Raw genomic sequence first — 25,145 nt, forward strand, 5'->3', positions numbered from 1 at the left:
TGTAAAGTTCATAATGCCTTTTGGGGAAGAGGAGGTCCCACCCGTTATCAAATGAAGGAAGGATGAGCGTTTAAGGTAATCGGTTGATAATCGTATTTTAAAATCCTGTCAACTTCGGTATAACGACGTTCACGAACGTCTTTGTAACGTCTTTGATACGTCTTTGATACGTCTTTAATCCCTAAGAACATCGAATATGCCACGGAAGATAAACGTGTATTCCCTAGGAAAAGTTTACTGTAAACGTTTTTACGCTAAAACTCCTCCGTCCTACCCCCTCCAACTCCCCCTTACACAGGGGGAGATTTGATTACCAAGCGGTTTCCCCTCCTGTGCAAGGAGGGGTTAGGGGTGGTAGTCATTAAAAGACTGACTTGTTTGGCACACCCTCAACCACCCGGGTAAGCGAGGACAGACGAAGAGCTTGCTCGGAATCTGTCGAACGAAAGGTGGTTCGAGTCCGTTTCGGGCTCAATACAGCGAAGCCGGGAGGGAGTTCGTTGACTGTAAACTTGTATATAAGTTCTAAAATGAGTAGGCTAACTGTTTTTGTTGGCCAATTGCCCGCAAGCCGCATCGATGTCTTTTCCTTTGCTGCGACGGATATTCACCACGATATTTTTGCTTTCGAGGTAGCGGACGAATTGATCCCTGCTGGCATCCGGACTGTGACGGTAGGGGGCGTTGTCCACTTCGTTGTACTCGATAATGTTGATTTTCACGGGGAATTGCCGACAAAACAAGGCGAGAGCCTTGGCATCATCAAGACTGTCATTGACGCCTTTCAGTAACAGGTATTCGAACGTGGGACGGGTGCCTGTTTTATCCACGAAATACCGGATGGCTTCGGCCAGTTCGGGAAGCGGGTAAGCCTTGTTGATTGGCATGATTTTGTCCCGGGTCGTGTTGACTGCCGAGTGAAGCGATATGGCAAGGTTGAAACGGACGTCGTCATCTGCCAGTCGCTTGATGCCTCCCACGATGCCGGAGGTGGATAACGTGAGGCGATAGGGGGACATGCCCAACCCATCCTCTGCCGTGATGCGTTCAATGGCGGCAAGGACATTCTCGTAGTTTAGGAGCGGCTCGCCCATACCCATCAACACGATGTTGGATAACGGGAGGCCCCGCTCTTCTCCCAGGCGTTTCACGGCAACTACCTGGTCGAATATCTCTTCCGGTAACAAGTTCCGGGTGAACCCCAGACCACCCGTGGCGCAAAAGCTACATTTCAGTTTGCACCCGACTTGCGAGGATACGCACACGGTCGATTTGTCTTTGCCCGGGATAAGTACGGTTTCTATCAGGTTTCCGTCGGATAGAGTAAAACCGAGCTTCGTCGTGCCATCACTGCTCTCTTGTTTATGGGTGAGCGTGGCTGTTTGCAGGATGAAAGTGAGTGTCAAGAAATTCCCGAAAGTCTTTTGATAAGTTGGTCATATCCTCGAAACGGGTGATGCCTTTTTGCCAAAGCCATTGCCAGATTTGTTTTGCCCGAAATGCTTTTTCCCCGTGTTGTACCAGTACGTTTGCTAGTTCTTGTAACGTGTACGCTCTTATATTCGTTTTTTCCATGTCATCACTTTTTCTGTCGCAAAAATACAACAAGAAAACGAGATGACGTCTATATTATGGATGAATGTTGTGAATTTAAAAAGACAAGTATATTCACTCTGACCGCGTGTCGTAAAATGTTATAATATTATTAAATCACGGTGAGTTACATAAGGTTTCTTTGAATTAAATTGTATATTCGCGATCGTTTGTGGGGCGATGGCACAATTTAACATGAATTAAATTAGATCAGATTATATATTAAACGTGAAATTTAAACAGATGAAGAGAGTTTTTATTATTGTATTTGCTTTGCTTTCAACGTCAATCGTGCGGGCGGATGAAGGTATGTGGCTTTTGTCTTTGCTTGGGAAGAACATCGAGCAGATGCAGGCACAAGGCTGCAAATTGACGGCGGAAGACATTTATTCCGTGAACCAGGCATCATTGAAAGATGCAATCGTTGGATTAGGAAACGACGGACGTCCTTTCTGGCATTTTTGTTCCGGCGAAATTATTTCGGACAAAGGATTGGTGTTGACAAACCACCACTGCGGATTCAGCGTGATTCAAAAGCACTCTACCGTGGAACACGATTACTTGTCAAACGGTTTCTGGGCTTACAAATATAGCGAAGAGTTGCCGAATCCCGGTATTACCGCGTCTATCCTGCAACGCATGGAAGACGTGACCGATCAGGTGAATGCCGTTTTGAATGATAATATGTCAGAAGAAGAACGTGCTGTGGCTATTGACGCTATTTCTAAACAAATTTCTGCCAAGGCAGTACAAGGAACCAACCTTTTCGCTCAAGTACAGAGTATGTTCGAGGGAAATCAGTTCTTCTTGTTGGTTTACAAGATTTACCGCGATGTTCGTTTAGTAGGCGCACCGGCTCAAAGCATGGGTAAATTCGGTGGAGACACGGACAACTGGTCTTGGCCCCGTCACACGGCAGACTTCTGTATGATGCGTATCTACACGGGTCCTGACGGAGAACCGGCTCCTTACAACACGAGTAATGTTCCGTTGAAACCGAAACATCATTTGCCCGTTTCAGCAAAAGGGGTACAAGATGGTGATTTTGCCATGATCATGGGATTCCCCGGAACAACCGATCGTTTCTTGACCAGCTTTGGATTGAAAGAGACGATGGAGGTAACCAATGATATTCGTTACAAAGTACGTACCGAGAAGTTGCGTATCATGAAAGAAGGTATGAACGCTGCGGCTGCCACTCGTATTCAATACGCGTCTAAATATGCACAATGTGCTAACTACTGGAAATATTCTCACGAGCAGAATATCGCTTTGGAGAATTTGAACACGATGGGCGAGAAAGAGAGAATTGAACGTGAATTTACCGCTTGGGTGAATGCTGATCCGGCTCGCAAGGCTAAATATGGTAACGCGTTGACATTGATTAAAGAGGGTTACGAGGCAATGCACCCGTATAACGTGGCCATGTCTTATATGCAGGAAGCCGGATTGCAAGGTGCTGAAGTTCCGTTATTCGCTTTCCAAGTGGGTAATACTTTAGAAAGAGCTTTCGATGCAAAAAACACGGCCGAAGTGAAAGAAATGTACCTCAAGGCAATCAAGAGTAACGCGGCAGCTTTCTTTAAGGATTTTAACAAAGATGTTGATAAAAACTTGGTAGCAGCGTTATTAAAAATTTATAGCGATAACGTGGCTGCTGAATGGCATCCGGACGTGTTCAACTTGATCAACAAGAAATACAAAGGTAATTACGAAAAATTCGCTAAAGAATTGTCTGACAAGTCTATTTTCACGGATGAGGCTCGTTTGAACGCGTTCCTTGAAAAACCGGATATGAAAAAATTGAATAAAGATCTGGGCTATATCACGGGAGCAAGCTTGTTCGAGGTTTTCCAGAAATTGAGAGAGGAAATGAGTGCTATGCGTAGCAATATTGCCAAAGGAGATCGTTTGTTCGTGAATGGATTGATGGCAATGGAACCGAACAAAGTATGGGCTCCGAACGCTAACTCTACGATCCGTTTGACTTATGGAAACGTGAAGAGCTACAAGCCGAGAGATGCCGTGTTCTATGATTATTACACCACGTTAACCGGTGTTATGGAAAAAGAAGGCCCGAAAGGTGGTGAATTCGAAGTTCCGCAAAAATTGAAAGATTTGTATCACGCGAAGGATTTCGGACGTTACGGTGCCGACAACATTTCCGTGAACTTCATCACGAACAATGATATTACAGGTGGTAACTCCGGTTCTCCGGTTATCAATGGCAACGGCGAGTTGATCGGAACCGCGTTTGACGGAAACTCTGAGGCGATGTCCGGTGATATTGATTTTGAGGAAAACTTGCAAAGATGTATCAACTTGGATGCTCGTTACATGTTGTTCATCGTGGACAAAATCGCGAATGCACAAAACTTAATCAACGAGATGACGATTGTATTTTAATTGTCGGGTAGTCTCGTCGAAAGGCTGAATTGAAAGCTATATTGGCTAGTCCTAAATAACATCGCAGTTATTTGGGACTAGCCAATTTGTTTTATGCAATTCTTTATACAGGAACGGTGTGATCAAATTATGGTAATTATATACCATTTTATAGTAAATGAGCACAAGCAATGTTTTACCTCAAACTCTTCCGTCCTACCCCCTCCAACTCCCCCTATTCTTATGATTTATGCAAATATTTCATGAATAAACAGGGGTATAAAATTGATCTTTTTTGATGACAGCAAACATTCTCGCGATCAGCTTTGCCCTGATCGCGTTAATGACCGTCATCTTGTTCTTTCCTTCCTTAACCTTTCTCTCGTAATACGCCTTTAACTCACCAGACTTCCTTCCCGTGATCGACAAGGCAGCCATGTGTAACAACGTCTTGATTTGCTTGTTCGCCCGCTGGGATACCTTGTTCCTGGAATGTTGACTGCTTCCCGAGGTGTAACGGAAAGGTGCTACCCCGGCATGACAGGCGAACTTGCGGGGATCATCGAAGCGCGTGAACGCTTCAGTCTCGATGATCAAGCAAAGGGCGACACTCGGCCCAACCCCCTCGACTGATAGCAACAACTCCCGCTGCCGCCAGAGAACACGGCAGGAACGGATAATTGTCTCGACGAGTAGATCGATATCTTTGATCAATTTTTCCAGCTCTTCTATCAACCGTTCCAGTCTTTGAGCCTTCTCTTGATAGACTCGATCAAGCATGAACTCTCGTTGGTCGGAGAGTTGCCCCTTGTACTTGGCCAAGTCCGACTTGTAAAGGTCTTGCTCGTTCCTTAACTGCTTGAGGCGCTCGATCTCTTCCCGAGGACGCTGGTAATAACGAGCGTTGTCACTGAAACGAGAGGCGTAGCGAGCGATTCGGTGAGCATCGACCTTGTCATTCTTCCCACGTGAGAAGCCCGAAGAATACTTGATCTGCGCTGGATTTTCAAGCCATAAACCACAAGAGAGAGACTGGCAAGCGATTGACAGGGGGAAGGTGTACTGCCCCGTGTGCTCGGCACAGACTAGCAGGTTATCGATCGAGGTTTTAAAATCAACCAAGAACGTTTCCAGGAAACGACGTATCGACGGGATGTTATTGTTTACTACTTCTTCAAGAACTATCGTGCCGTTTAGCAACACGCAAAAATCAAGTTTCTTTTTACTAACGTCTACCCCGATAAAATAAAAGTTTTCCATATCTTTGTGTTTAGCAATTTGAAGAGGGAAAGGATATTGAACGTCACCTAAAAACCTTAACAACAAGAAAGTTAATTTCTTATACAGGTCCCCGTTCAAGAAAGCCAAGGTGTCCAAATAGGGGGATGAAGCTGTTTTCAAACACAGCTCACGGTTCACACCTCGGTTTCCTTTCTTTCAAATTAGTTCATACTTTACAAATATAAATATTACTTTTTTATTCCATTTACTTTTCATGATACAAAGCTAAGGTTACACAGGGGGAGAGTTGGTACTTCTTCCCGAAGATGGTGAGTTACTTAGCTCTCCCTCTGTTTATAGAGGGAGCACGGCGAAGCCGGGAGGGAGTTTGTTGACTGTAAAATTTCCTTAGGATTTCAGCCTTTTTGGGGTTAGTCTTTCTTGTAAAGACTGCATGACATAGTAGAAATTGGGCATGAAAAGAGTACCCGCTAACGAAGTCATCAACATGCCGGCAAAGACGGCTATTCCTAACGAGATTCGACTTGCTGCCCCGGCTCCGCTGGAAACGACCAACGGGAAAACACCGAGGATGAACGCGAATGAGGTCATCAGGATCGGGCGTAAACGAACCTTTCCGGCTTCAATGGCAGCTTCGGAGATGGGTTTTCCGGCACTTCGATAATCCCGTGCGAATTCCACGATCAGAATGGCATTCTTGGCGGTTAGGGCAATTAGCAGGATGATACCGATTTGTGTGTAGACACTGATCGGAAGATTCATCGCGAGACATCCGATGACAACTCCCAGCAGGGCAATGGGCAATCCCATAATTACCGCGAACGGCGAAGTCCAGCTTTCATATTGGGCAGCAAGAATGAGGAAAGCCACGAGAATGGCGAGTATGAAAATCATTGTCGTGGTCGATCCTGCACTCTCTTCCTGGTAGGCCAGTCCGGTCCATTCGTAACCGAACGTGTTGCCTAATTCCTGCTCAAATACCTGTTGCATGATGGTTAAGGCTTGACCGGAACTATATCCTGAGGCTGCACTTCCGGACAAGGAGGCTGCCGAATAGGTGTTGTATTTGGGAAGAAGTTCTGTCCCCAAACGTTGTTCTACCGTCGTGAAGGCAGAGAAGGGTACCATTTCACCTTGTGTATTTTTGACATTTAGGAACAAAACGTCGTCAATTACCCTCCGGCTATCGGGAAGACCTTGGAGTTTAACTTGGAAGGTCCTGCCATATTTAACGAAGTTATTCACGTAAATGGAGCCGATATATGCCGAGAGAGCATTAAACACGTTTCCTATCGGAATTTGCATTAATTCAACCTTGTCCCGGTCGATGTTCAGGTAATATTGCGGAACACTGGCACTGAACGTGGAACGGAGCATGGACAGACCGGGCGTTTCATTTCCGGCATCAACCAGATGATTGACGGCCTGTTGCAGGGAGGTGGAACCGTAGTTGTTGATGTCTTCCACCATGAGTTCGAATCCGCTACTTTCTCCCAAACCGGGGATAGGGGGTGGAGAAACAGCATAACTTTGCGCTTCCGGAATTTCGAGATAAGCCAGTTCATTGAATCGTGTTGTGATGGCATCTACTCCCAGGGCTTTGCTTTTCCGTTTGTCCCAGTTTTCGAGCATGACAAAAATGGAGGCCGCGTTGGAATTTTGGGCGTTATCCATCATGGAGAAGCCATTGATGGCAATATAGGTTTTTACGCCGTCGATTTGTTTCAGTATCTCACCTGCTTTGGCTGACGCGGATTCTGTGCGGGAGAGGGAAGAGCCATCCGGTAGTTGCATGGAAACCATGAAATATCCCTGGTCTTCGTTTGGAACGAAAGTTGTCGGTAATCGTAAGAAACCGATGAATGCCAGTATGGCGAGTACCAGGAATGCCAGTATGGCTAATGCCGATTTCCGGATAAAGCCTTGTACTACCCACGTGTACCCGTTCGTGGTTTTCTCGAAAAACTTGTTGAATCCCTTGAACAGGAAGAAATTGGATGGTTTGGCCGGTTTCAGGAAAAGGGCGCATAATGCCGGACTTAGCGTCAGGGCATTGAATCCGCTAATGACCGTTGCGGCCGCGATGGTTAGGGCGAATTGTTTGTAAAGCATTCCCGTGATTCCTCCGATAAATGCGGTCGGGATGAATACGGCCAAGAGGACAAGGATAATTCCCACGATAGCTCCCGACACCTCTTTCATGGCTTGGGTGACGGCGGCTTTCATGTCCGCATATTTCCCGGTTTCGATCAGGCGGTAGCTGTTTTCGACAATAATGATCGCGTCATCCACGACCAATCCGATGGCCAAAACCAGCCCGAACAGAGTTAGGGTATTGATGGAAAAGCCCATGAGTTCCATGAATGTGAAGGTCCCGACAAGTGATACCGGGATGGCGATCAGGGGAATCAGCATGGCTCTCCAGTTTTGTAAGAAGATCAGAATGACAATCAACACGAGTAAAAAAGCTGTTCCCAGCGTTTTATATATTTCTTTGATTGACGCGTGAATGAATTCGGTTGTGTCGAGCGTGATATTCAGGTGTACCCCTTCGGGTAAATACGAAGATAACGTGTTTACCCGGGATTTGACGCGTTGGGCCACGTCTAAGGCGTTTGCTCCCGGGAGTTGATAGATGGCTATGGCGGCCACAGACTGGCCTTGTAGCAGGGCATTTGTCGAGTACGTTTGGCTACCTAGCTCGATGGTCGCCACGTCTTTCAGCCGTAGGTATCTACCGTCAGAGAGCGTTTTTATAATGATGTTCCCGAATTCTTCTTCACTGACCAGTAATCCTTGGGTTTCCAACGTGTATTGGAAAGCTACAGGACCGGCAAGTGGGGGAGCCCCGACGGCCCCGGGGGCTACTTGTATGTTTTGGCTTTCAATGGCGGAGATGATCTCTTGCGGACTGACACCCCGGATCGTCAGCAAGTCGGGATTCAGCCATAGACGCATGCTGTAGTTCCCGGCTCCGAATTCCCCGACACTCCCCACTCCTTTCACCCGAGATAATTCGTTCACGAGGTTCAACTCTGCATAGTTGGACAGGTAAAGAGCGTCATAGCTTGGATTATCGGAGGTTAACGTGATAAACATGACCACGTTGGTGGATTCTTTGGTGGTGGTGACCCCTATTTTTGTCACTTCTTGAGGAAGTGAATTTAGCGTCATGTTTACCCGATTCTGTACGAGAACGGTTGCCATGTCCAGGTCGGTTCCTACCTCGAAAGTTACGGTAAGATGATAAACTCCGGCACTGGAAGACGTGGATGACATGTAAAGCATTCCTTCTACTCCATTGACTTGTTGCTCGATCGGGGTGGCCACCATTTGGGCAATGGTGGTGGCGTTTGCTCCCGGATATTGTGCTTCCACGACTACCGTGGGGGGTGTTATCGTGGGGTATTGTTCCACGGGCAGGGATCTCAGCGAGACCACTCCCGCAACCACGATCAATATGGATAGGACTGTGGCAAATATCGGTCGATTGATGAAAAAGCGAGATAACATTTTTATTTCGGATTTTAGGTATATGATTTTGGATTCTGTTTATGCTCTCGATGTATGATTTTAGATTTTGTAATTCTCGAAGCGTTGTTTTTGCGCGTCTGGAATCTAAAATCTAAAATCATAAATCGTAAATCATAACGTGGGTTTGATTTTCATTCCCGGGCGTACGTTGATGAGGGCCTTGGTCACGTAGCGATCTTCCAGCGTGAGGCCACCGGTGATTTCCCGCATGCCATCGGGAGTGAGTACGCCGACTTCAACTTGACGGAAGACGATGGTGTCATCCGGTCCCACGAGATAAACATAGCGTCCGCCTTGATTGGTGCCGAGGGACGATTCAGGAATGACGATCGCTTTCGGGACACTTTTGTAGGGGACGATGACTTTCACGTACATTCCGCTGAGGAGTTCTCCGTTCGGGTTGCGGGCTATGGCTCGCAGGCTGAGGGTTCCCGTGTTGAGATCAATGTTCGGGGAACTGTAATCTAATGCGGCAACCCAAGTTTTTTCAGGATTATTCACGTCTTGTATCGTAACCGGAAGAGCGGATGGGGTATTTTGGGGTAATCGGGCAAAATCCGGGTAAGCCATATTGAAATAGAGATACATTTGGTTGTCCTTGTATATGGTTGCTAGTGCCGAATTATCGGCATCTGTTCCGACTATATTGCCCGGATCGATCATGTTGCGGGAGATTCGTCCGCTAAAAGGGGCTTTCACGATGCAGTACGAAAGGTTTATATTGGCTAAACTTAGCTGACTCCGGGCCTCTTCGTAAGCCGCAAGGGCTTCTCCATAGTCGGATTGGGCTTGAAGATAGTCAATCTCGCTGATTGCTTTGGTCTTCACGGCTTCCTGCATCCGTTCGTAGGATGCTTTCGTGTAGGCAAGTTTCGATTTACTACTTTCCACGTTCGCTTCGGCTTGTGTCACTTTGTCTTTATAAGGTTGCGGTTCGATCACGAAAAGAGTTTGCCCTTCGTGAACCCGTTGTCCGGGAGTAAATTGATAAGATTCCAGGTAGCCCGAAACTCGTGCCACGAGATGAACCGTTTGTTCTGCTTGTAGGTACCCGGGGTATTCGAACGTGTAAATCACTGTGCGCAACTGCGGATGATCAACGGCTACCGAGGGCGCCTGGGGCGTTTCCTGTTGTTTCTTCGATTTACTGCATCCGGCAAAAAGAAGGATGGAAATAACGCAAATAATAGAAAATGCTTTCATATGATTCGTTTATAAAGTTCATAAGGTTAAAACTCTCCTACCGGCCATCCGCCCCCTAGGGCTTGATAAAGTTCTATCAAGTAGCGAAGAGAGGCTGTTCGGGCTTCCACGAGGGAATTTTCGTAATTCAAGAGACTGATTTGGGAACTTAACACGGTTTGGTAACTGGTTAATCCGTTTTTATATTGTTCTATGGCTAAATCCAACGTTAATTGTGACTGTTGGAACGCGTCATTCAAGGCGGATATTTGCAGGAGTGATTTGTTGTAAGTCACCAGGGCGTTATCCACCTCTTGCAAGGCGGTCAGCAATATTTGATTATACGAGTTGATCTCTTCGTCAAGTTGTAGTTGGGCGGACTTCTTGGATTCCACCAGGTTTCTACCGCTGAAAATAGTCCATTTGATGGAAGGGGCGATTTGCCAAATCATGTTTTCCTTGTTGGTGAATTGTTCGAAGTTCTCGGACGAGTAACCGAAGAATCCGGTCACAAGGAATTTAGGCCACCAGTCTGCTCGGCTTGCTCCCACGGCTTCGGCCAGTCCGTCGATCGTTCTCTCCGCCGAACGCACGTCAGGACGCTGCCGGATCAGGTTGGCCGGAATCCCGTTCGCTGCTTGCCGGGGATTGGTCGGAATGGGACGGATTTTTAGTAACGAGTCCCGGATGGCAACCGAATGTTCACCGATGAGAACTCCGATCAGGTTAATCTGTTGGGCAATGGTCGATTCGATTCCCGGTAATGAGGCTTTGGTTTGTAGGTAAAGACTTTTCGCTTGCGCCGCATCGAGTTGGGAGGCTAGTCCGAGTTTAAATCTTGATTCGGTGAGTTCCATGACCTTCTTCTGCGATTCGATGTTTTCACGGGTTACTTCCAATTGTTTTTGTGCGCTTCGCAAATTAATGTATGCCGTGGATAATTGTGCGGCGAGAGATACCATCACACCTCGGTAATCTTCTTGTGCGGCGAGGTAAAATTCTTTTTGTGAAGAACTCTCTTTCCGGATTCGTCCGAACACGTCGAGTTCCCAATTCAGATTGACGGTGGCGGTTCCATTCCGTTCGATGATGTTTTTTTTATCCGCGCTAAGACTGCTCTTTTCCGGAGCATAGTTGGCTGAAAAATAGATGGTCGGATAGTAGGGACTGCGATCAACTCGTAGTTTTGCCTTTGCCATCTCTATTTTGCGGATAGCGTTCCGCACGTCGTGGTTCTTGATAACGGCTTTATTGATAAGCGTGTCGAGAATCGGATCTTTGAACAATCGCCACCATTCATCGTTGGAGGGTAAAGTTTGTTGCAGGTTCGATTGTTCGCTTACCTTTTTATACGGCTTGATCTTTTCCGGTTGGTCGGGTAGGTATTGCCCAGCATTTCCGGTAGAAGGAATAAGGGTAGATAGAAATAATGTTAGGAAATAACTTTCCATTCTCTTGATAGCAGCCAATTTCATAACGTGAGTGTTGATTGTTAGTTTATAGCGAGGGCGTGTCAAAAAAAGTCTTCTACGATATCCACAAACTACCCCCTCCAACTCCCCCTTGCACAGGGGGAGGGTTGATTACCAAGCAGATCCCCTCCTGTGTGAGGAGGGGTAGGGGAGGTAGTTGTTTCAAAATAGGTTTGTTAGACAACCCTCGTTATAGCTGCTATACGTTTCCTAAAAGAAAATGTTAGAAGAAAAAGCCCATTTTATCGGTTACGATAATGACTTGTGCTGATGGGGCACTGAATAACTGGCGCTCCAGCTCGGAGGCCGGGCGAATCTGTATAATCTGTAGCGGATCAATATTGAATTGTCTTGTTAGACGGTTGTTGATAAGAAGTGCCGGCTCTTCCAGTTTCTCGGGATTTAACGTGTATTCCTGTTTGTCGTACTTGTATTTCAGCACGCCGTTGGCATAACTGATAAATTGTCCTTTTTTTTGTTTTGTGTTGATTATCACGTATGATTTTTTTGCATTCGTCGGGGAAGTAATCATGTTCACGGTGGCGATTTCGTCTGGGATACCGTTTTTAAGGGAGTCTGCAACGTATTCGATACCGTCGATCACGTAAGATACTTCCGAGTTTTTGGCATTTACTTTTATACGGGTTTTCCCGTTTTCCTGAATGACTTCCAGTCCGTTGGATATGGATTCACTCATGCCGTCCATGTCCGATTCTCCGCTAAACATAGGCCCCATATCGCGGAACATTTCTTCTGCTTTTTTGAGCATGTCATCGATGCTGCCGAAACTTTCCCGGAATGAACCAAAAGGATCTTTCCCGAAAATGGAATCTCTTTTTATACCAAAACGTTCTTCTAATTTCTTGATAAAATCAGAACCGGATGCAACTTGATCTGTCGGGGTATTGATGTAAGCTAAGCGATCAAGCCCTTTCACTTTTAGAGCATTGGCAATTTCATCCACGTTGTCCAGTTGAATGTTACCCTTGAGTTCCACGATAGAGAGTGTTTCTGCATCCTCGCTCCATAAGACGAGAGATGTAATACGTTCTTCATGTTGTGTCACGTAGAGATATTCTTGACTGTAAGCTCCCCGGTGACTGCGTACAAGTGTATATTTCGCTTCATTTTCCACGATGGGGGTGATGCGTTGAGAAATTTCTTCAACAACCTTTGAGGTGGTCCGTTTCATGTCAACCTGCATCACGTTGATCTCTTTTATATCTTTCAAAGCCTCTTCCGCGGATAGGGATAGATCTCCTTGTTTATAAAGACTGTAGAGTGATGGATTTAGCATCGTTACGGTTATGCCATCCTTATTGCGGAATGCTTTCATTTCCTTGCCGACCTGAGCCTGTAATGGCAGGATTGTGACAAGGCTTATCATCATGCATGTGAATAGACTTTTGATCTTCATAATCTGATTATTTTAATGTTTTATTGACACATACTTCTCTTTGGAGTGTAAATGTAATGTAATAACTCGTTTGGTATTCTCCTGCTTAACGTTATTTACAAAAGTTATACCATTGGGCAATAAATTTTATACCTTTGGCAGCGAAAAATAAATCATAAATGGTCATGTATAATTTGGGAATTATTGCATATCGTTGTGCTATTGGCGTGGCTTCTCTTTTTAACGAGAAAGCGGCGTTATGGGTGAAAGGACGAAAAGGTATATGGAAACGAATGGCGGCAGTTGAGCGGGGGAAAGGACGTTTAGTATGGTTCCACGCCGCATCGCTAGGGGAATTCGAGCAAGGACGTCCGGTGATTGAAAGATTGAAAGAAATAGAGCCTCACACGAAAGTATTATTGACCTTTTTCTCTCCTTCCGGATACGAGATTCGCAAAAATTACCAAGGGGCCGATTATATTTATTATTTACCGATAGATACCCCGTCTAATGCCCGTCATTTTGTGGAAATGTGGAAACCGGATGCAGCCGTGTTTGTGAAATACGAATACTGGTATAATTATTTGAATGAATTGCATAAACATCAGGTACAGACGTATTTGATTTCTGCTATTTTCCGTCCGGAGCAACCATTCTTCAAGAAATGGGGGAATCTTCATCGTCGTATGCTCGGGTTCTTTACTCGTCTTTTCGTGCAGGATGAAGAATCCGTGAAGTTGCTGTCTACGATTGGCATTACTCACGTGCAACAGACAGGGGACACTCGTTTTGACCGGGTAAAGCAGATTGCTGATGCGGCAAAGAGAATTGAAAAGGTGGAGGCTTTCTGTAATGACCGGAGGGCCGTGGTCTGTGGAAGTACTTGGCCTGGAGATGAAGATATTATTTTGGATTATATCAATGCACAGGAAGGAAATTACAAGTGGATTATCGTGCCTCATGAAATAGGGGAAAGTCATATCAAGGATATTTTGGGTAAGTGCCGTAAGTCGGTAGCCCGCTATACGGATGAAACTGCCGATATGACGAAATGTCAGGTTCTCGTGGTCGATACGATCGGGGTGTTGTCATCGATTTATCGTTATGGTTCCATTTCCTATATCGGAGGTGGCTTCGGGAAAGGAATTCACAATACGCTTGAGGCTGCAATCTATGGTATTCCGGTTATATTCGGACCGAAATATCACAAGTTTAAAGAGGCTGTTGATTTGATCGCTTGCGGTGGGGCGTTTTCGATCTCGGATAAAGAGCAATTTACATCCTTGATGGATTCGTTAATAAATAGCCCGGCAATCGCTGAGGCGGCCGGGCAAAGTGCTTTAAAGTTCGTCAATCAACAACTTGGTGCGACAGACGTGATTATTCGTCAGTTAGTAGATTAAAACTTCTTCAATTTCTTCTTCGACTTCCGTCCCCGTGAGCCATGATTTCAATACTTTGATAATGGCAGAACGGGTAAGGTTTTCGAAACTTGCAATGCGACATTTGTGGTCCATGTTGGCTTTGATGTACTTGCGGCATTTGTCGTTTTTCTTCAGATCGACAGCCGTGGCGCTCCAGGGATCACTTCCTCCATAGATGAAAAGAATATTTTCTGCATCGGTTTGTAACCAGCGATTAATATTTTGTAATTGTTGCGTGTTGAACGGGGTATTTTCATATCCTTTAGGCATGGCGAAGTCGAACGTGATGATCGGCTCCGGTTCATCCTTGAAGAATTTCTTGAAAGGTTTGGTATTATAGGCGTACATTCCTGTTTCCGTTAGAGCAGCATAATAGAAAGCCTGCAAATTTTCAATGGCTTTGTCGTCAAAGAAATCAGGGGATGACACGTTCACCAGGTAATTGAATATTTCGTTATAATCATCTTCTTCCGGTTGAGGCATGTTATTGATGTTATTTCCCCATTGCCAGAATGCAAACGGGAACTCTAGGATGGTAAGTTTTAAAGCCCGTTCTGTTCCACCGACTTTATTGAACGAATATCCTTTGGCTTGTGTTAATTCCTGCATGAGCGGCATGAGTTTGTTCAAATTCTCAAGACATCTTTTTTGAAAATCGAAGATTTGCCATTTGATGTCTTTCCCGCCACCTTCCAATAATTTCCTGTTTTCCGGGGTTCCTCCCAGTTTAGAGAGGAATTTCTCTAACCGGGGATCAATTTTTTCCAAATTAATGGGAGCCACGTAAGGTACACTTATCTCCACGTCTTCCGGGTAGAAATAACGGTGATAGACGGTCGTCTGTCCCCCTTTGCTGATGCCTGTGGATATCCATTTCGTATTTGGGTATATCTTTTGCCGTAAGGTTTGAATAATCTCGTGCTGGTCTGTGGCGGCTTGTTTCAAGGTTAAGTCAGCCCATGGGGTTTCGCCTTCAGGCTTGCTGTTATTGAAAAAGCGATGTTCGATGGTAAGCTGGTTCGTGTTGAATAGTTTTGACAACTCGCTTTCTGCCGGGGAATAAATCCCGTATCCTTCGAGGATGGCTACCATGGGTGCATTGAAATCCCGATGCCCCAACAATACCCGTTGTTTAAAAGTTCCTTTCGAGGGGTTATTGTGGTCTATCGGTTGCTCGTACCAGAATTCGTAGTATTCCGTGTAAGGTTGAACTTTTAGTTCTCGAATACCGGATATTTCTTTGATTTGCTGTAATTTCTGTAACAGCGGACCGTTTGCAAGTACTGATCCGCAAGCTAATAATAGAGTTACGAAAAGTGAAAATACATATCTCATAGTTCAGTTCTTTGCGTTATTGCGCTGCAAGGTATAAATTATTTCTGTTTTTTCTTGTCTCGTCCGCACTTTTGTGTAAAAAAGGTATATTTGTGATAGTATGAAGTATTTTATTTGACTATCAACGAATTACATTCAACTCGCATGAGAACGGGCAACGGATAAGAAAATGCCGGACTGTTCAGAATCACTATATTCCTCATGCTTTCAAATAACTCTTTGTTTCGATGCAAAGATAGCATTTTTTCTGAGAATACCGGAGTTTTCCGGGTACAAATTCATGATGAACCAATGAAATAACCTGTATCGGACATGACAGTCATACCGAAGCCGAGTTCCCCTAACTCACAGGCAAAGGTACCCCGTGTCCTGCTCGTACAAGCAAGGTCAAGCCCTCCGGGTGTCGTGGAAAAATCATCCTCGCCCGGAGGGCTTGCGGTATTTTTCCCGCCAACCTTGCATGTACGGGACACGGCCTTTCATAGCCTGTAGTTACGGGAACTCCGGCCCCGAAAAGCCGGACTAACAAAAAAATATAATTGTCATGCTACAACAGGCAACAAAGGAAAAGTACGGTATCGAGACACTCAAAGAACGGAATGTTTCATACGACCATGAACATGGACTGACACAGAAAGATGTGGATATGGCCAACAATCATGTGCAGCTTATCGAGCGGACACGCTCTGAAGTCACACCGCAAATCGGCGACAGGCTGGTATATGTAACCGAACATGGGGATTATTACGGGAACGCTCTTATTGATGGCAAAAGTACAAAGGAAGGATACCTATCCATATGCGAACAGCCCTATGTTCCTTTCGTGTGGGAAGAAGGCGGGAGCATCCGTCTGAGTGTCAGCGGCGGAGCGTTCCACTCCGTAAATCCGAAGGACATGAAATTCCTGAAATGGACGGAAGGAGCGTTCAAGGACTGGGGACACTGCGGTGCATGCGCCAACGGTTCGGTGACGTTCATTGCCAAAGTGCCTTTATGGTTCTATGCCGAACCCAATTCCAGGTATGGAGATTTCACGACAGAGACCTACCGGAAGTTTTACCTGAACAAAAGGGATGAATCGGAAAGCGGCAACCTCTATCAAGGCTTTGACATCGCTTTCCGGGATGAAGCCGAGTTCTGGCAGTTCCTGAAGGACTACGAAGGAACGGTGTTCAAGGGAAATTGGGAAAATCAAATCGTGTTATGGTGTTTCCGTCGGGAATATGTGTTTCTACCTTCCGCCGAGTGGAAAACGGTTGATGCCCCTGCCGAAGAACGGAGGCTCAACTTCCACCCCGAACAGGTCAAGATAGTCAAGGACATGGAAAAGCACATCACGTACTTCTACCGAATCAAACCAGATAATTTCTAACACTTAAAATCCAACAGATATGCAAACGACAGTGACCAAGGCCGGTAACGCTCCCGACCTGCTTTCCGGTATCCTGAGCGTACAAGTGAGAAACGAGGACAAGATTACGGAACAAGACCGGCTCTATTGCCAGATGCAGCAAGAACTGCTTTACAAGACACTCGACCAGATTGACCGTTGGTACGCCGTCTTCAAGGAGGAGGCAGAACAGTATCAAGCCGAGCGCAAGTTCCATTACGAGGAGAACGGCAAGGTGTCCATGCGGGATTTCTATACTTACCATAACAACAGGGACGACTATTCTCACAACGAGTTCAAGCCGTTCGACCTGATCAATGACCTGGTGGATAAGAACCGCAACGCCAACGCGAACTTTGCGGGCCGCATCATTTCTTATTTCAACAGGACTTACAACGTGTCGGTCCCTGAATATAAAATAGACGAAAAGACCCTTCAGATGGGCTCCCGTCCTGTCTATGGGACATATGTAGATGTGGTTATCGAACACCTGGGTGGCAAGAGTTTCCGGGAAACGGCGGTGGAGGAACTTCTTGCCAGGGTTGCCAGAGTCGTCAAACCTTCCTGCTGGAGTAAAGTCAAGACGGAGCTGAAGAAGGACAGGATTGTATTTCCCGAAATCATCCGTTTCGACGATTATTACATACAATACAACAACAGGTGCAAAATCAGTTACAACTATGGCGGGGATTTGGAAACCCTGTGCGCCGGCATCGCCTACGGTGCGGACGACATACTGAACGGGAATTCAAAGATGATCATCCGTTTCGATGACAACGATGTTTCCGTCACTGACTGGTACGACCTCACGACCACCAATGCCGAGCAGATCCGGTTCTACAAGAACGGACGCATCGATGTCCGGTTCAAGGACAGCGCGGCAGCTGGGAACTGCTTCAAACGTCTCCGGCTGGATGAAATCACTCAAAGAGAGAACTGACCATGAGAAGAATCCCACAACACCCCGTAAGCCGATCCTTGCGGGGTGTTTTCATTTTCAACGATAAACAGATAAAGCCATGTATGCCATCATCCCCAACAGATCCCGCAAGGTATGCGTGCCGAGGTCAACGAAAAGATACTTTTCGCCATAGACTCCGGCAAGGACCTCATTCCGGCGGAGAGCATCTACAACTGCTACACCGGCATCGGAGGACTGCACAACCTCAAGCAGTCCGATTTTGCCAATTACCACGAGTACGCCGAAGCGAAGAAGGAATCCGAGATGGGACAGTTCTTCACCCCGCATGAAGTATGCCGGGACATGGCGGATATGCTTTCTCCCACCTCCTCGGAAATGATACTTGACATGTGCTGCGGCATGGGCAATTTCTTCAACCACCTGCCCAACCTGCATAACGCCTACGGCTTCGACATAGACGGCAAGGCCGTTTCCGTGGCACGATACCTCTATCCTGACGCGCATATCGAGAAATGCGACCTCCGGCAATACTATCCGGAACAACGCTTCGATATTGTCATCGGCAATCCTCCTTTCAACCTGAAGTTCGACTACAAACTGTCGCAGGAATACTATATGGACAAGGCTTATGATGTGCTTAATCCGGCAGGAATCCTGATGATAATCGTGCCTGGCTCTTTCATGCAGAGCGGATTCTGGGAAAAGACACGGATAGCCGGCATAAACAGTAATTTCTCCTTTGTCGGTCAGACGAAGCTGGCCCCGTCAGCCTTTGCTGCAACCGGAGTCCATGATTTCAATACGAAGATTATGGTATTTCTCCGTAAATCGGTCCACATCGGGATGCGGGCTTACAGCGCGGAGGAATTCATAACGGTGGAAGAATTGAAAAAACGCATCGGCGGGGCAAGGGCTATGAAACACCGGTTGCGTTTCGACCTGATGCGCGAGACCAACAGGATCGACAAGGAAGAGCTTGAACTGTTCGAGTACAGACTTGCCAAGTACATGTACGAGTTGAAGGTACACGCCAAGTTGAACAGGTATATCGGCAAGACGGAGGCTTTGGTCACGAAATTCCGCAACCAGAAACCGCCCGGGAACGCCACACGGGAACAGGTGAACCAATGGGAGAAGAACAAGCTGACCCCGAAGAAAGTGCTTGCTGTCATCCGCAGGTACATCACCTCGCAAAATACTGTACCTCGCAAGGAAGTGGCGTTGGTGAAGACCTCATACGGATTCAAACTGAAACAATATGCGCCGCGTCTGTTGGACAAAGTTCCGCACAAGGCGGCAAGTATCAACGACCTCGTGCTGGAGCGTGCCGAACTGCCCATGCCGGAAGTGCCGACAGAAAAGAACATGCGCCAAATCCGTGCGGCGGAGAAACTGATACGGCGCAAGCGGAGAGAGTATGAAATGCAGGACCGGCAGTTCCCGGAGATGGAGGAAGATGACAGGCTGAAAGAATACCTTGACCGCACGACCTTCATCAACAAGGACGGTGACGTATGTGAGTTCACCACGCTCCAGAAACACGACCTTAACCTTGTCCTGCAGAAACGCTATGCGCTGCTGAACTGGCAGCAAGGCTCGGGCAAGACGGCCGCCGTGTACCACCGCGCTAAGTACCTGCTCAAATACCGCAAGGTACGGAATGCCGTCATACTGGCTCCCGCCATCGCCACCAACATGACATGGATACCCTTCCTCTCAATGAACAGGGAACAGTTCCGTGTGGCAAGGTGCAATGCCGACCTGGAAACGGTGCCGGAAGGCGTGTTCCTCATCCTCTCCACCTCCATGCTCAGCAAGCTGAAACGGGGGCTGGCAAGGTTTGTCAAGCGCACCTCAAGAAAACTGTGCCTCGTTTTCGACGAGTCGGACGAGATAACCAACCCGTCGTCACAGCGGACAAGGCATATCCTCTGCCTCTTCCGCCGTCTCAGGTACAAGATACTCGACACCGGCACGACCACCCGCAACAATATCGCGGAACTGTACAGCCAGTTCGAACTGCTCTATAACAACTCCGTCAATATGATTTGTTGGAGCGGCCGGGTGTACCACGATAACAAGGACAAGGAGATAGAGGAAGACACAAATCCCCATTACGGCGAACCGTTCTCGGCTTTCAGGGGGCATGTGCTTTTCCGTGCCTGCCATTGTCCGGGAAAATCCACCGTCTTCGGCATTGAGAAACAGAACCAGGATGTCTATAACAAGGAGGAACTGGCAGAGCTTATCGGCAAGACCGTCATCACCCGCAAGTTCAGGGATTTCGCGGGCGAGAAATACAGGATACGGACACATACCGTCAGCCCGTCCGACGGCGAGCGTGAGGTTTACCGTGTCATCATCGAGGAGTTCTGCCGCATCTGCGAGCTGTATTACAACAGCACGGGTGACACGAAGAAGGATGCCGGTCTCCGGCTTATGCGCCAGATCAAGCTGCTCATCAAGGCCTGTTCCGTCCCCCACCTGATAGAGGGCTATTCCGGCGACGGAATTCCGAACAAGACAAAGTATATCGAAAGGCTGGTGCGGAAGATACCCGGCAAGGTGGCTGTCGGTTGCACGTCCATAGCCGCATTCGACCTTTACGAGAAGCGTCTCCGCGAATGTTTCCCGGAGCGTCCTGTATTCGTGGTCAAGGGAGACGTGGCGTTCAAGAAACGACAAAGCGTTGTGACGGAGTTCGATTCCACCGTCAACGGCATACTGGTCTGCACGCAGCAGAGCCTGAGCAGTTCGGTGAACATACCCACCTGCAACGACGTGATACTGGAATCCCTGCAATGGAACATCCCGAAGATGGAACAGTTCTATTTCCGATTTATCCGTCTTGACTCCAAAGAGCAGAAGGACGTGCATTATGTCACCTATAAGGATTCCGTGGAGCAGAACCTAATGGCGCTGGTACTTACGAAGGAACGGCTGAACGAGTTCATCAAGACGGGTGAGGTCAAGGAACAGTCCGAGATCTTCGAGGAGTTCGACGTCACCATGTCCGTCATCGAGAGCCTGCTGGTAAGGGAGTGCGACAGCGAAGGCAGGATACACATCAGCTGGGGAAGCCAGCGCATAATGAATTGAAAAAAGGGAAAACTAATGGGAAACCGCAGATTCCATTCCACAGGCAAAGGTAGCCCACCCCCTTACCGGCAGGGCAAGGTCAGGCCGCAGGCGGTTTTCGGGGAAATCATCCTCGCCGGGGGCTCCGGTATTTCCCCGAAAAACCCTGCGCTGCCGGGGTGCGGACCTTTTGGAGCCTGTGGAATGAAATCCCCGGTTCCAATCATTAACTGATAAATGAAGAATTATGGACTTGAATCAAGCGGAAGTGGCAGTGACCACGCAGCATCTCATAGACACAAGGCAGGAGAAGGACAACTGGTTGCAGATGTCTGACTTCGGCGACATGGGGGAATTCCTGTGCACCTGTTCCGAACTGTTCGCCGAAGAGGAGACACCGGAATACAGGTACATGAAATGGGAGGACATTCCGGACTCACTCATCAACATGGAATGGCTGTGCCCCAACTTTTTTGAGATACGGGAAGCGATGGAACAGCTGGAAGAACCCGACAAGGATTGTTTCTTCGACTGGTGTGACCGCTACGGGCATGACATAAGCACGGAAGATGCACACCTGCTGGTGGCGCATTACATCGAACTTTTCGGGAACACGGCCTATACCGGTGATGAGCCATGCCCGGACAGCGGGGATGACAGCCTGCCGTACTACCCGGGCATATCAAGCAATTACTTCGACACGGGCATTCCCCACTTCGAGGTATTCGATGACAATTACGATTAAAACATATACAGGATGGAAATCAACTTCAAAGGACCGGTAATGCCGGTTGACCCCTACTCGCAAATGGCGTTCGTGGAGATCCTGAACATTCTCCTGACGGCAAGGCACATCGTGGATGTGAACAGGTTCCTGATAAACAGGAATACCAATCCGCAATTCGGCTCGCTGTCAGGATATTTCAGGTGGTCGTTCTCCGGCAACCACTTCACGCTGTGGCAACGTATGGAATACAATTCCCCTGTCTGCTTCAGCCGGCGCATATTCAGCATCCATTTCGGGATACTGGCAAGCCGCAACAGGGAACGGAATAAAGACAGTCTGACACTAAACTGAACAGGATATGGACACCATAACGATAAGCAACAGGGAAATCGCGCTGATGGCTTTCGACAGGCTCCGCAAGGACGACAGGAAGGATTCCGCGCTGAAACTTGCCCGATGTATGCTGCATGGCACAAGCATATCCCTCGGCATAGGTGATATCGACTGGGAGATAGACAGGGCGATACAGCAGTGCGGAGGAGTGCCAAGAACAGGATACAGATACACGGCTTATTTCCACTTCAACCGGAATACGGAAATGGCAAAGGAAATATACGACAAGATCGTGAAGGAACTATATGGTTAGGAAACACACGGAGGCGGCTTGAAGGCCGCTTCTGTCATTTATAACGGTATGTACGGGAAAAGGAACCCTGCCGTACACAGGTAACAGAAATGGATGAACAGAAAACATTGACATTGGATTTCATCAAATCCCTGATGGAACCGGCCTATACGCTGGTATGGACGGACTATGATGACAATCTTGACAACCACCGCGGCCTGATTCAAAAATGCCTTGACAGCAAGAGCCGTGAGCATTTGTGGGAAGAGGCAGACGTGTGGTACAGCGATGCCGAATGGGAGGCTGTCCGTGGAATCATCGCGAAACTGAAAGAGGAATGTACCGTCTTTAATGACTTTGACGAAGAGGATGTGGATGACTTCTTCGATGAGCACGAAGATGAAATCCGTGACGAGATTTACAGCCGAAATGATTCGGATGTGATAAAGGAGCTGATAATGCATACGGACGACATCCCCATCCGGGTGGAGATGCTTTCCAACTATGACTGCATCAACTCCCACTGGTTTGAATCGCAGGGCGGTTACAGGTACGAGGAGTCCTATTTCGGGGACATGGTGGACAGCCTGAACCTCAATCCGGCGAGAGTAAAGAAAATCCTGACAAAGCACGGCTACAAGGCCTACGGGCGTTTCCCGAACCGTAAAAACCGGAACGGCAGGGAGCAGGTCTCATACGAACAGTTCTATGAGGAGCTTATCAATTCCTGCTGCGGGGCAAACCTGCTGACCTATATAGGCAGGGTGAACCTGAAAGAACTGTATGAAGCCGGCTTTTCATTGGAAGAGGTCGTTATCCCCAAAGGCAACTGTTGCGGACTTTTCAGTTCAACATATGGCGGCGGAAGCCTGCTTGAAATGGAACTGAAGAAAGACGTAAGGCTGAAATTGGAAGTGAAAGACTATCACGGTTTCCGTTTCCGGCTGGATGACGAACGTTCCAAGTATGAATGCTCCATCCGGCATGTGTACGGGGTGGATGACTCCTTTTTCGGTGAGAGGATAAGCCTTGTCGCCTCATAAAATCAAGTATCCACCATTAAAATCATAAAGTCATGGAAAAGAAATATGTCATCATCCTCTCCGAAGGAAAGGAATACCTGTGCTGTCACGAAGACGGCTGCTATTATGATGTATCCTGCCCGATGCGGTCATTTACTGAAGGCGAAGAAGATTTCGAAATCATGGATTCCGGTCAGAACCGGCATGGCAAGACATATCCATACCATAAAAGAAAATTGAAACTTGTCCCTGGGTTTTATCCGAATGGCTGGCTTGCCTTGAGCCTGGAAGTACCGAAGACCGGGGAAGCTTATACGGTACTGACCGTCAATCTGGAGGACTTTCCGGCCTTCGGGATTCCCGACAAGGCATTTGTTGACATCAACAACAATCCGGAAGCGATGGACTTTCTCATAAGATACAATCTTGCCGAAGATACGGGTTACAGGCGCAGGAGCGGATGGGTGGAATACCCGATGGTAAAACTGAACCTTCCCGAACTGTACCGGATATCACCGGCATACTTCGAGGAATCAGGACAACAATCAATCATGTAACATCAACAATCAACAACCCAATTATAGGAGTATGGCAAAATATGAAGTAAGGGTAAGATACGCCTTCGAGGGCACTTACATGGTAGCGGCAGGGAACCGCGAAGAAGCAAAAAGAATGGTAGAGGAAGACTGCGGTCTGGTACTGGGCGGCAATATCCACACGACACGCGATGATGACGAGGTAACGGACTGGAACTTCGGCATCCATCCCGAATCGCAGATACTCTCGATCAAGGAAACGGGCAGGAAAGCCCGGGCAAAATACATCGCGATGAATTTCAGCGACCGGATTGAGGAACTACGTAATGGCATCATTGAAGCGATACGGCAGTTGCTTCAGGCGCACTCACTGGCGGAACTTGCCTTTACGAACCGGGAAGATGACCCGGTATGGATAATCTGGTTCGGGAAAAACGGAGACCCGTATGAATGCCGGGTAACGGGTGTCCGGATAATGGAGGGCAGCCTGACCGTCATTGCCGAAGAGAAAGAAAGCGGTGATGAGGTGGAATGCTACGGCCCGTTTGAACTCGGCGCAAGGAATATAGACTGGCTCCATGAAATGTACGATGCTGCATGGCGGCAATTGGAAGAGACAAAAGATGTTGAACCCAAAACGGAAGAACCATGAAATATCAGGCGGAAAATGCAGTCTCCAGTTTCTTCCACTACATGTGGAACGCCTGGAGCAAGGAAGAATGCAAGGTAGTATTTGGAGATATGTACCGGCACTTTTGGGATAAATGGTCCGTGTCGGCAGACAATGCCATTTTCGGTGCCGCGGAACGGTTCTTTGCCGGATTGTCGGAGAACTATCAGAAGTTACTTGTTGAACGTGCCGTTACGCTTTATGACGGCAGGGCTTTCCGAAAAGAACCGGACGATTCCGACATCCTTGTATGCAAAGAATGCGGCTCACGGCAGTTGGAAATTCAAGTATGGATAAACGCCAACACGGATGAACGTATCAGCTATGTGTATGATGACAATGACGGGCACTGGTGTGACGGCAAATGGTGTGAAGAATGCGTTGACCAGACCTTTTTCTGTACCAAAGCGGAATTCACACAAAAGATGCAGTCCTGGTGGGAGTCATGTGGTCTTGAGTCAAAAGAACAAATCACAGGGTTGAAAGTCTGTGACTGTCCGCCTGCCGAAAGTCCGCAGACATTTGTCGATGCGGCAGGCCGGTGGTGGAACAGCCGGGACTACGAATATAAACGGGAAATCTATAATAAACATACCTCAAACAACGAATGAT

General features: G+C 47.4%; 19 protein-coding genes and 1 pseudogene. 12 read left to right on the top strand and 8 right to left on the bottom strand.

Annotated features, from left to right (window positions below; all coding sequences use genetic code 11):
• Positions 1 to 539: 539 nt before the first annotated feature.
• On the bottom strand, positions 540 to 1,406 hold the full coding sequence (rlmN, locus tag D8S85_RS15005) for a 23S rRNA (adenine(2503)-C(2))-methyltransferase RlmN (protein ID WP_240648687.1): 867 nt from the start codon (positions 1,404 to 1,406) through the stop codon (positions 540 to 542).
• On the bottom strand, positions 1,363 to 1,575 hold the full coding sequence (locus D8S85_RS21960) for a hypothetical protein (protein ID WP_240648690.1): 213 nt from the start codon (positions 1,573 to 1,575) through the stop codon (positions 1,363 to 1,365). The genes rlmN and D8S85_RS21960 overlap by 44 nt, the downstream gene beginning before the upstream one ends.
• A gap of 261 nt (positions 1,576 to 1,836) precedes the next feature.
• Here D8S85_RS21960 and D8S85_RS15010 point away from each other — a divergent pair, with 261 nt between their 5' ends.
• The gene (locus D8S85_RS15010; RefSeq protein WP_106481384.1) at positions 1,837 to 3,999 is read left to right on the top strand and encodes a S46 family peptidase; all 2,163 of its coding nucleotides are present in this window, start codon (positions 1,837 to 1,839) and stop codon (positions 3,997 to 3,999) included.
• 240 nt (positions 4,000 to 4,239) lie between these two features.
• Here the strand turns inward: D8S85_RS15010 and D8S85_RS15015 are convergent, their stop codons facing one another.
• The 5 genes from D8S85_RS15015 to D8S85_RS15035 form a co-directional block, all read right to left on the bottom strand.
• On the bottom strand, positions 4,240 to 5,238 hold the full coding sequence (locus D8S85_RS15015) for an IS110 family RNA-guided transposase (protein WP_106625029.1): 999 nt from the start codon (positions 5,236 to 5,238) through the stop codon (positions 4,240 to 4,242).
• A 369-nt stretch (positions 5,239 to 5,607) separates the two neighbouring features.
• On the bottom strand, positions 5,608 to 8,733 hold the full coding sequence (locus D8S85_RS15020) for an efflux RND transporter permease subunit (protein WP_106481385.1): 3,126 nt from the start codon (positions 8,731 to 8,733) through the stop codon (positions 5,608 to 5,610).
• A 132-nt stretch (positions 8,734 to 8,865) separates the two neighbouring features.
• Positions 8,866 to 9,957, bottom strand: a complete 1,092-nt coding sequence (locus D8S85_RS15025) for an efflux RND transporter periplasmic adaptor subunit (RefSeq protein WP_106481386.1) — start codon at positions 9,955 to 9,957, stop codon at positions 8,866 to 8,868.
• Positions 9,958 to 9,983: 26 nt separating this feature from the next.
• On the bottom strand, positions 9,984 to 11,411 hold the full coding sequence (locus tag D8S85_RS15030) for an efflux transporter outer membrane subunit (RefSeq protein ID WP_228423243.1): 1,428 nt from the start codon (positions 11,409 to 11,411) through the stop codon (positions 9,984 to 9,986).
• 220 nt (positions 11,412 to 11,631) lie between these two features.
• Complete coding sequence (locus D8S85_RS15035; protein WP_106481387.1) at positions 11,632 to 12,825, bottom strand: DUF4252 domain-containing protein; 1,194 nt, start codon at positions 12,823 to 12,825, stop codon at positions 11,632 to 11,634.
• A 158-nt stretch (positions 12,826 to 12,983) separates the two neighbouring features.
• Between D8S85_RS15035 and D8S85_RS15040 the strand changes: the two genes are divergently transcribed.
• Complete coding sequence (locus tag D8S85_RS15040; RefSeq protein ID WP_228423244.1) at positions 12,984 to 14,207, top strand: 3-deoxy-D-manno-octulosonic acid transferase; 1,224 nt, start codon at positions 12,984 to 12,986, stop codon at positions 14,205 to 14,207.
• On the opposite strand, the gene D8S85_RS15045 is transcribed toward D8S85_RS15040, so the two are convergent.
• Entirely contained in the window at positions 14,196 to 15,563 is a 1,368-nt protein-coding gene (locus D8S85_RS15045) for a S28 family serine protease (RefSeq protein WP_106481389.1), read from the bottom strand. The two genes, D8S85_RS15040 and D8S85_RS15045, sit on opposite strands and share 12 nt — an antisense overlap.
• A 544-nt stretch (positions 15,564 to 16,107) precedes the next feature.
• Here D8S85_RS15045 and D8S85_RS15055 point away from each other — a divergent pair.
• From D8S85_RS15055 to D8S85_RS15105, 10 genes and pseudogenes are all read left to right on the top strand, one after another.
• Positions 16,108 to 16,935 carry a DUF4121 family protein gene (locus tag D8S85_RS15055; protein ID WP_005680497.1) on the top strand — a complete coding sequence of 276 codons (828 nt, stop codon included), beginning with the start codon at positions 16,108 to 16,110 and terminating at the stop codon, positions 16,933 to 16,935.
• A 19-nt stretch (positions 16,936 to 16,954) separates the two neighbouring features.
• A complete protein-coding gene (locus tag D8S85_RS15060) occupies positions 16,955 to 17,893 on the top strand; it encodes a hypothetical protein (RefSeq protein ID WP_005680496.1) in 939 nt (312 codons plus the stop codon).
• Between the two features lie 79 nt (positions 17,894 to 17,972).
• Positions 17,973 to 20,974, top strand: a pseudogene (locus tag D8S85_RS15065) (N-6 DNA methylase).
• Between the two features lie 226 nt (positions 20,975 to 21,200).
• Complete coding sequence (locus tag D8S85_RS15075) at positions 21,201 to 21,698, top strand: hypothetical protein (protein ID WP_005680493.1); 498 nt, start codon at positions 21,201 to 21,203, stop codon at positions 21,696 to 21,698.
• 12 nt (positions 21,699 to 21,710) lie between these two features.
• Complete coding sequence (locus D8S85_RS15080) at positions 21,711 to 22,031, top strand: hypothetical protein (protein ID WP_005680492.1); 321 nt, start codon at positions 21,711 to 21,713, stop codon at positions 22,029 to 22,031.
• Between the two features lie 7 nt (positions 22,032 to 22,038).
• Positions 22,039 to 22,326 carry a hypothetical protein gene (locus tag D8S85_RS15085; RefSeq protein WP_005680491.1) on the top strand — a complete coding sequence of 96 codons (288 nt, stop codon included), beginning with the start codon at positions 22,039 to 22,041 and terminating at the stop codon, positions 22,324 to 22,326.
• A gap of 89 nt (positions 22,327 to 22,415) precedes the next feature.
• On the top strand, positions 22,416 to 23,348 hold the full coding sequence (locus D8S85_RS15090; RefSeq protein ID WP_005680490.1) for a hypothetical protein: 933 nt from the start codon (positions 22,416 to 22,418) through the stop codon (positions 23,346 to 23,348).
• Positions 23,349 to 23,380: 32 nt separating this feature from the next.
• Entirely contained in the window at positions 23,381 to 23,884 is a 504-nt protein-coding gene (locus tag D8S85_RS15095; RefSeq protein ID WP_004309358.1) for a DUF4313 domain-containing protein, read from the top strand.
• 31 nt (positions 23,885 to 23,915) lie between these two features.
• Positions 23,916 to 24,515 carry a hypothetical protein gene (locus tag D8S85_RS15100; RefSeq protein WP_004309359.1) on the top strand — a complete coding sequence of 200 codons (600 nt, stop codon included), beginning with the start codon at positions 23,916 to 23,918 and terminating at the stop codon, positions 24,513 to 24,515.
• A complete protein-coding gene (locus D8S85_RS15105) occupies positions 24,512 to 25,144 on the top strand; it encodes a hypothetical protein (protein WP_127075342.1) in 633 nt (210 codons plus the stop codon). Before D8S85_RS15100 ends, D8S85_RS15105 begins: the two co-directional genes overlap by 4 nt.
• Position 25,145 lies beyond the last annotated feature (1 nt).

This window comes from Butyricimonas faecalis (assembly GCF_003991565.1).
Taxonomy (GTDB): Bacteria; Bacteroidota; Bacteroidia; order Bacteroidales; family Marinifilaceae; genus Butyricimonas; species Butyricimonas faecalis.

Coding starts and splice junctions, on each gene's coding strand:
- D8S85_RS21960 (WP_240648690.1), bottom strand. CDS start 1,575: ATGGAAAAAACGAATATAAGAGCGTACACGTTACAAGAACTAGCAAAC.
- D8S85_RS15010 (WP_106481384.1), top strand. CDS start 1,837: ATGAAGAGAGTTTTTATTATTGTATTTGCTTTGCTTTCAACGTCAATC.
- D8S85_RS15015 (WP_106625029.1), bottom strand. CDS start 5,238: ATGGAAAACTTTTATTTTATCGGGGTAGACGTTAGTAAAAAGAAACTT.
- D8S85_RS15020 (WP_106481385.1), bottom strand. CDS start 8,733: ATGTTATCTCGCTTTTTCATCAATCGACCGATATTTGCCACAGTCCTA.
- D8S85_RS15025 (WP_106481386.1), bottom strand. CDS start 9,957: ATGAAAGCATTTTCTATTATTTGCGTTATTTCCATCCTTCTTTTTGCC.
- D8S85_RS15030 (WP_228423243.1), bottom strand. CDS start 11,411: ATGAAATTGGCTGCTATCAAGAGAATGGAAAGTTATTTCCTAACATTA.
- D8S85_RS15035 (WP_106481387.1), bottom strand. CDS start 12,825: ATGAAGATCAAAAGTCTATTCACATGCATGATGATAAGCCTTGTCACA.
- D8S85_RS15040 (WP_228423244.1), top strand. CDS start 12,984: ATGGTCATGTATAATTTGGGAATTATTGCATATCGTTGTGCTATTGGC.
- D8S85_RS15045 (WP_106481389.1), bottom strand. CDS start 15,563: ATGAGATATGTATTTTCACTTTTCGTAACTCTATTATTAGCTTGCGGA.
- D8S85_RS15055 (WP_005680497.1), top strand. CDS start 16,108: ATGCTACAACAGGCAACAAAGGAAAAGTACGGTATCGAGACACTCAAA.
- D8S85_RS15060 (WP_005680496.1), top strand. CDS start 16,955: ATGCAAACGACAGTGACCAAGGCCGGTAACGCTCCCGACCTGCTTTCC.
- D8S85_RS15075 (WP_005680493.1), top strand. CDS start 21,201: ATGGACTTGAATCAAGCGGAAGTGGCAGTGACCACGCAGCATCTCATA.
- D8S85_RS15080 (WP_005680492.1), top strand. CDS start 21,711: ATGGAAATCAACTTCAAAGGACCGGTAATGCCGGTTGACCCCTACTCG.
- D8S85_RS15085 (WP_005680491.1), top strand. CDS start 22,039: ATGGACACCATAACGATAAGCAACAGGGAAATCGCGCTGATGGCTTTC.
- D8S85_RS15090 (WP_005680490.1), top strand. CDS start 22,416: ATGGATGAACAGAAAACATTGACATTGGATTTCATCAAATCCCTGATG.
- D8S85_RS15095 (WP_004309358.1), top strand. CDS start 23,381: ATGGAAAAGAAATATGTCATCATCCTCTCCGAAGGAAAGGAATACCTG.
- D8S85_RS15100 (WP_004309359.1), top strand. CDS start 23,916: ATGGCAAAATATGAAGTAAGGGTAAGATACGCCTTCGAGGGCACTTAC.
- D8S85_RS15105 (WP_127075342.1), top strand. CDS start 24,512: ATGAAATATCAGGCGGAAAATGCAGTCTCCAGTTTCTTCCACTACATG.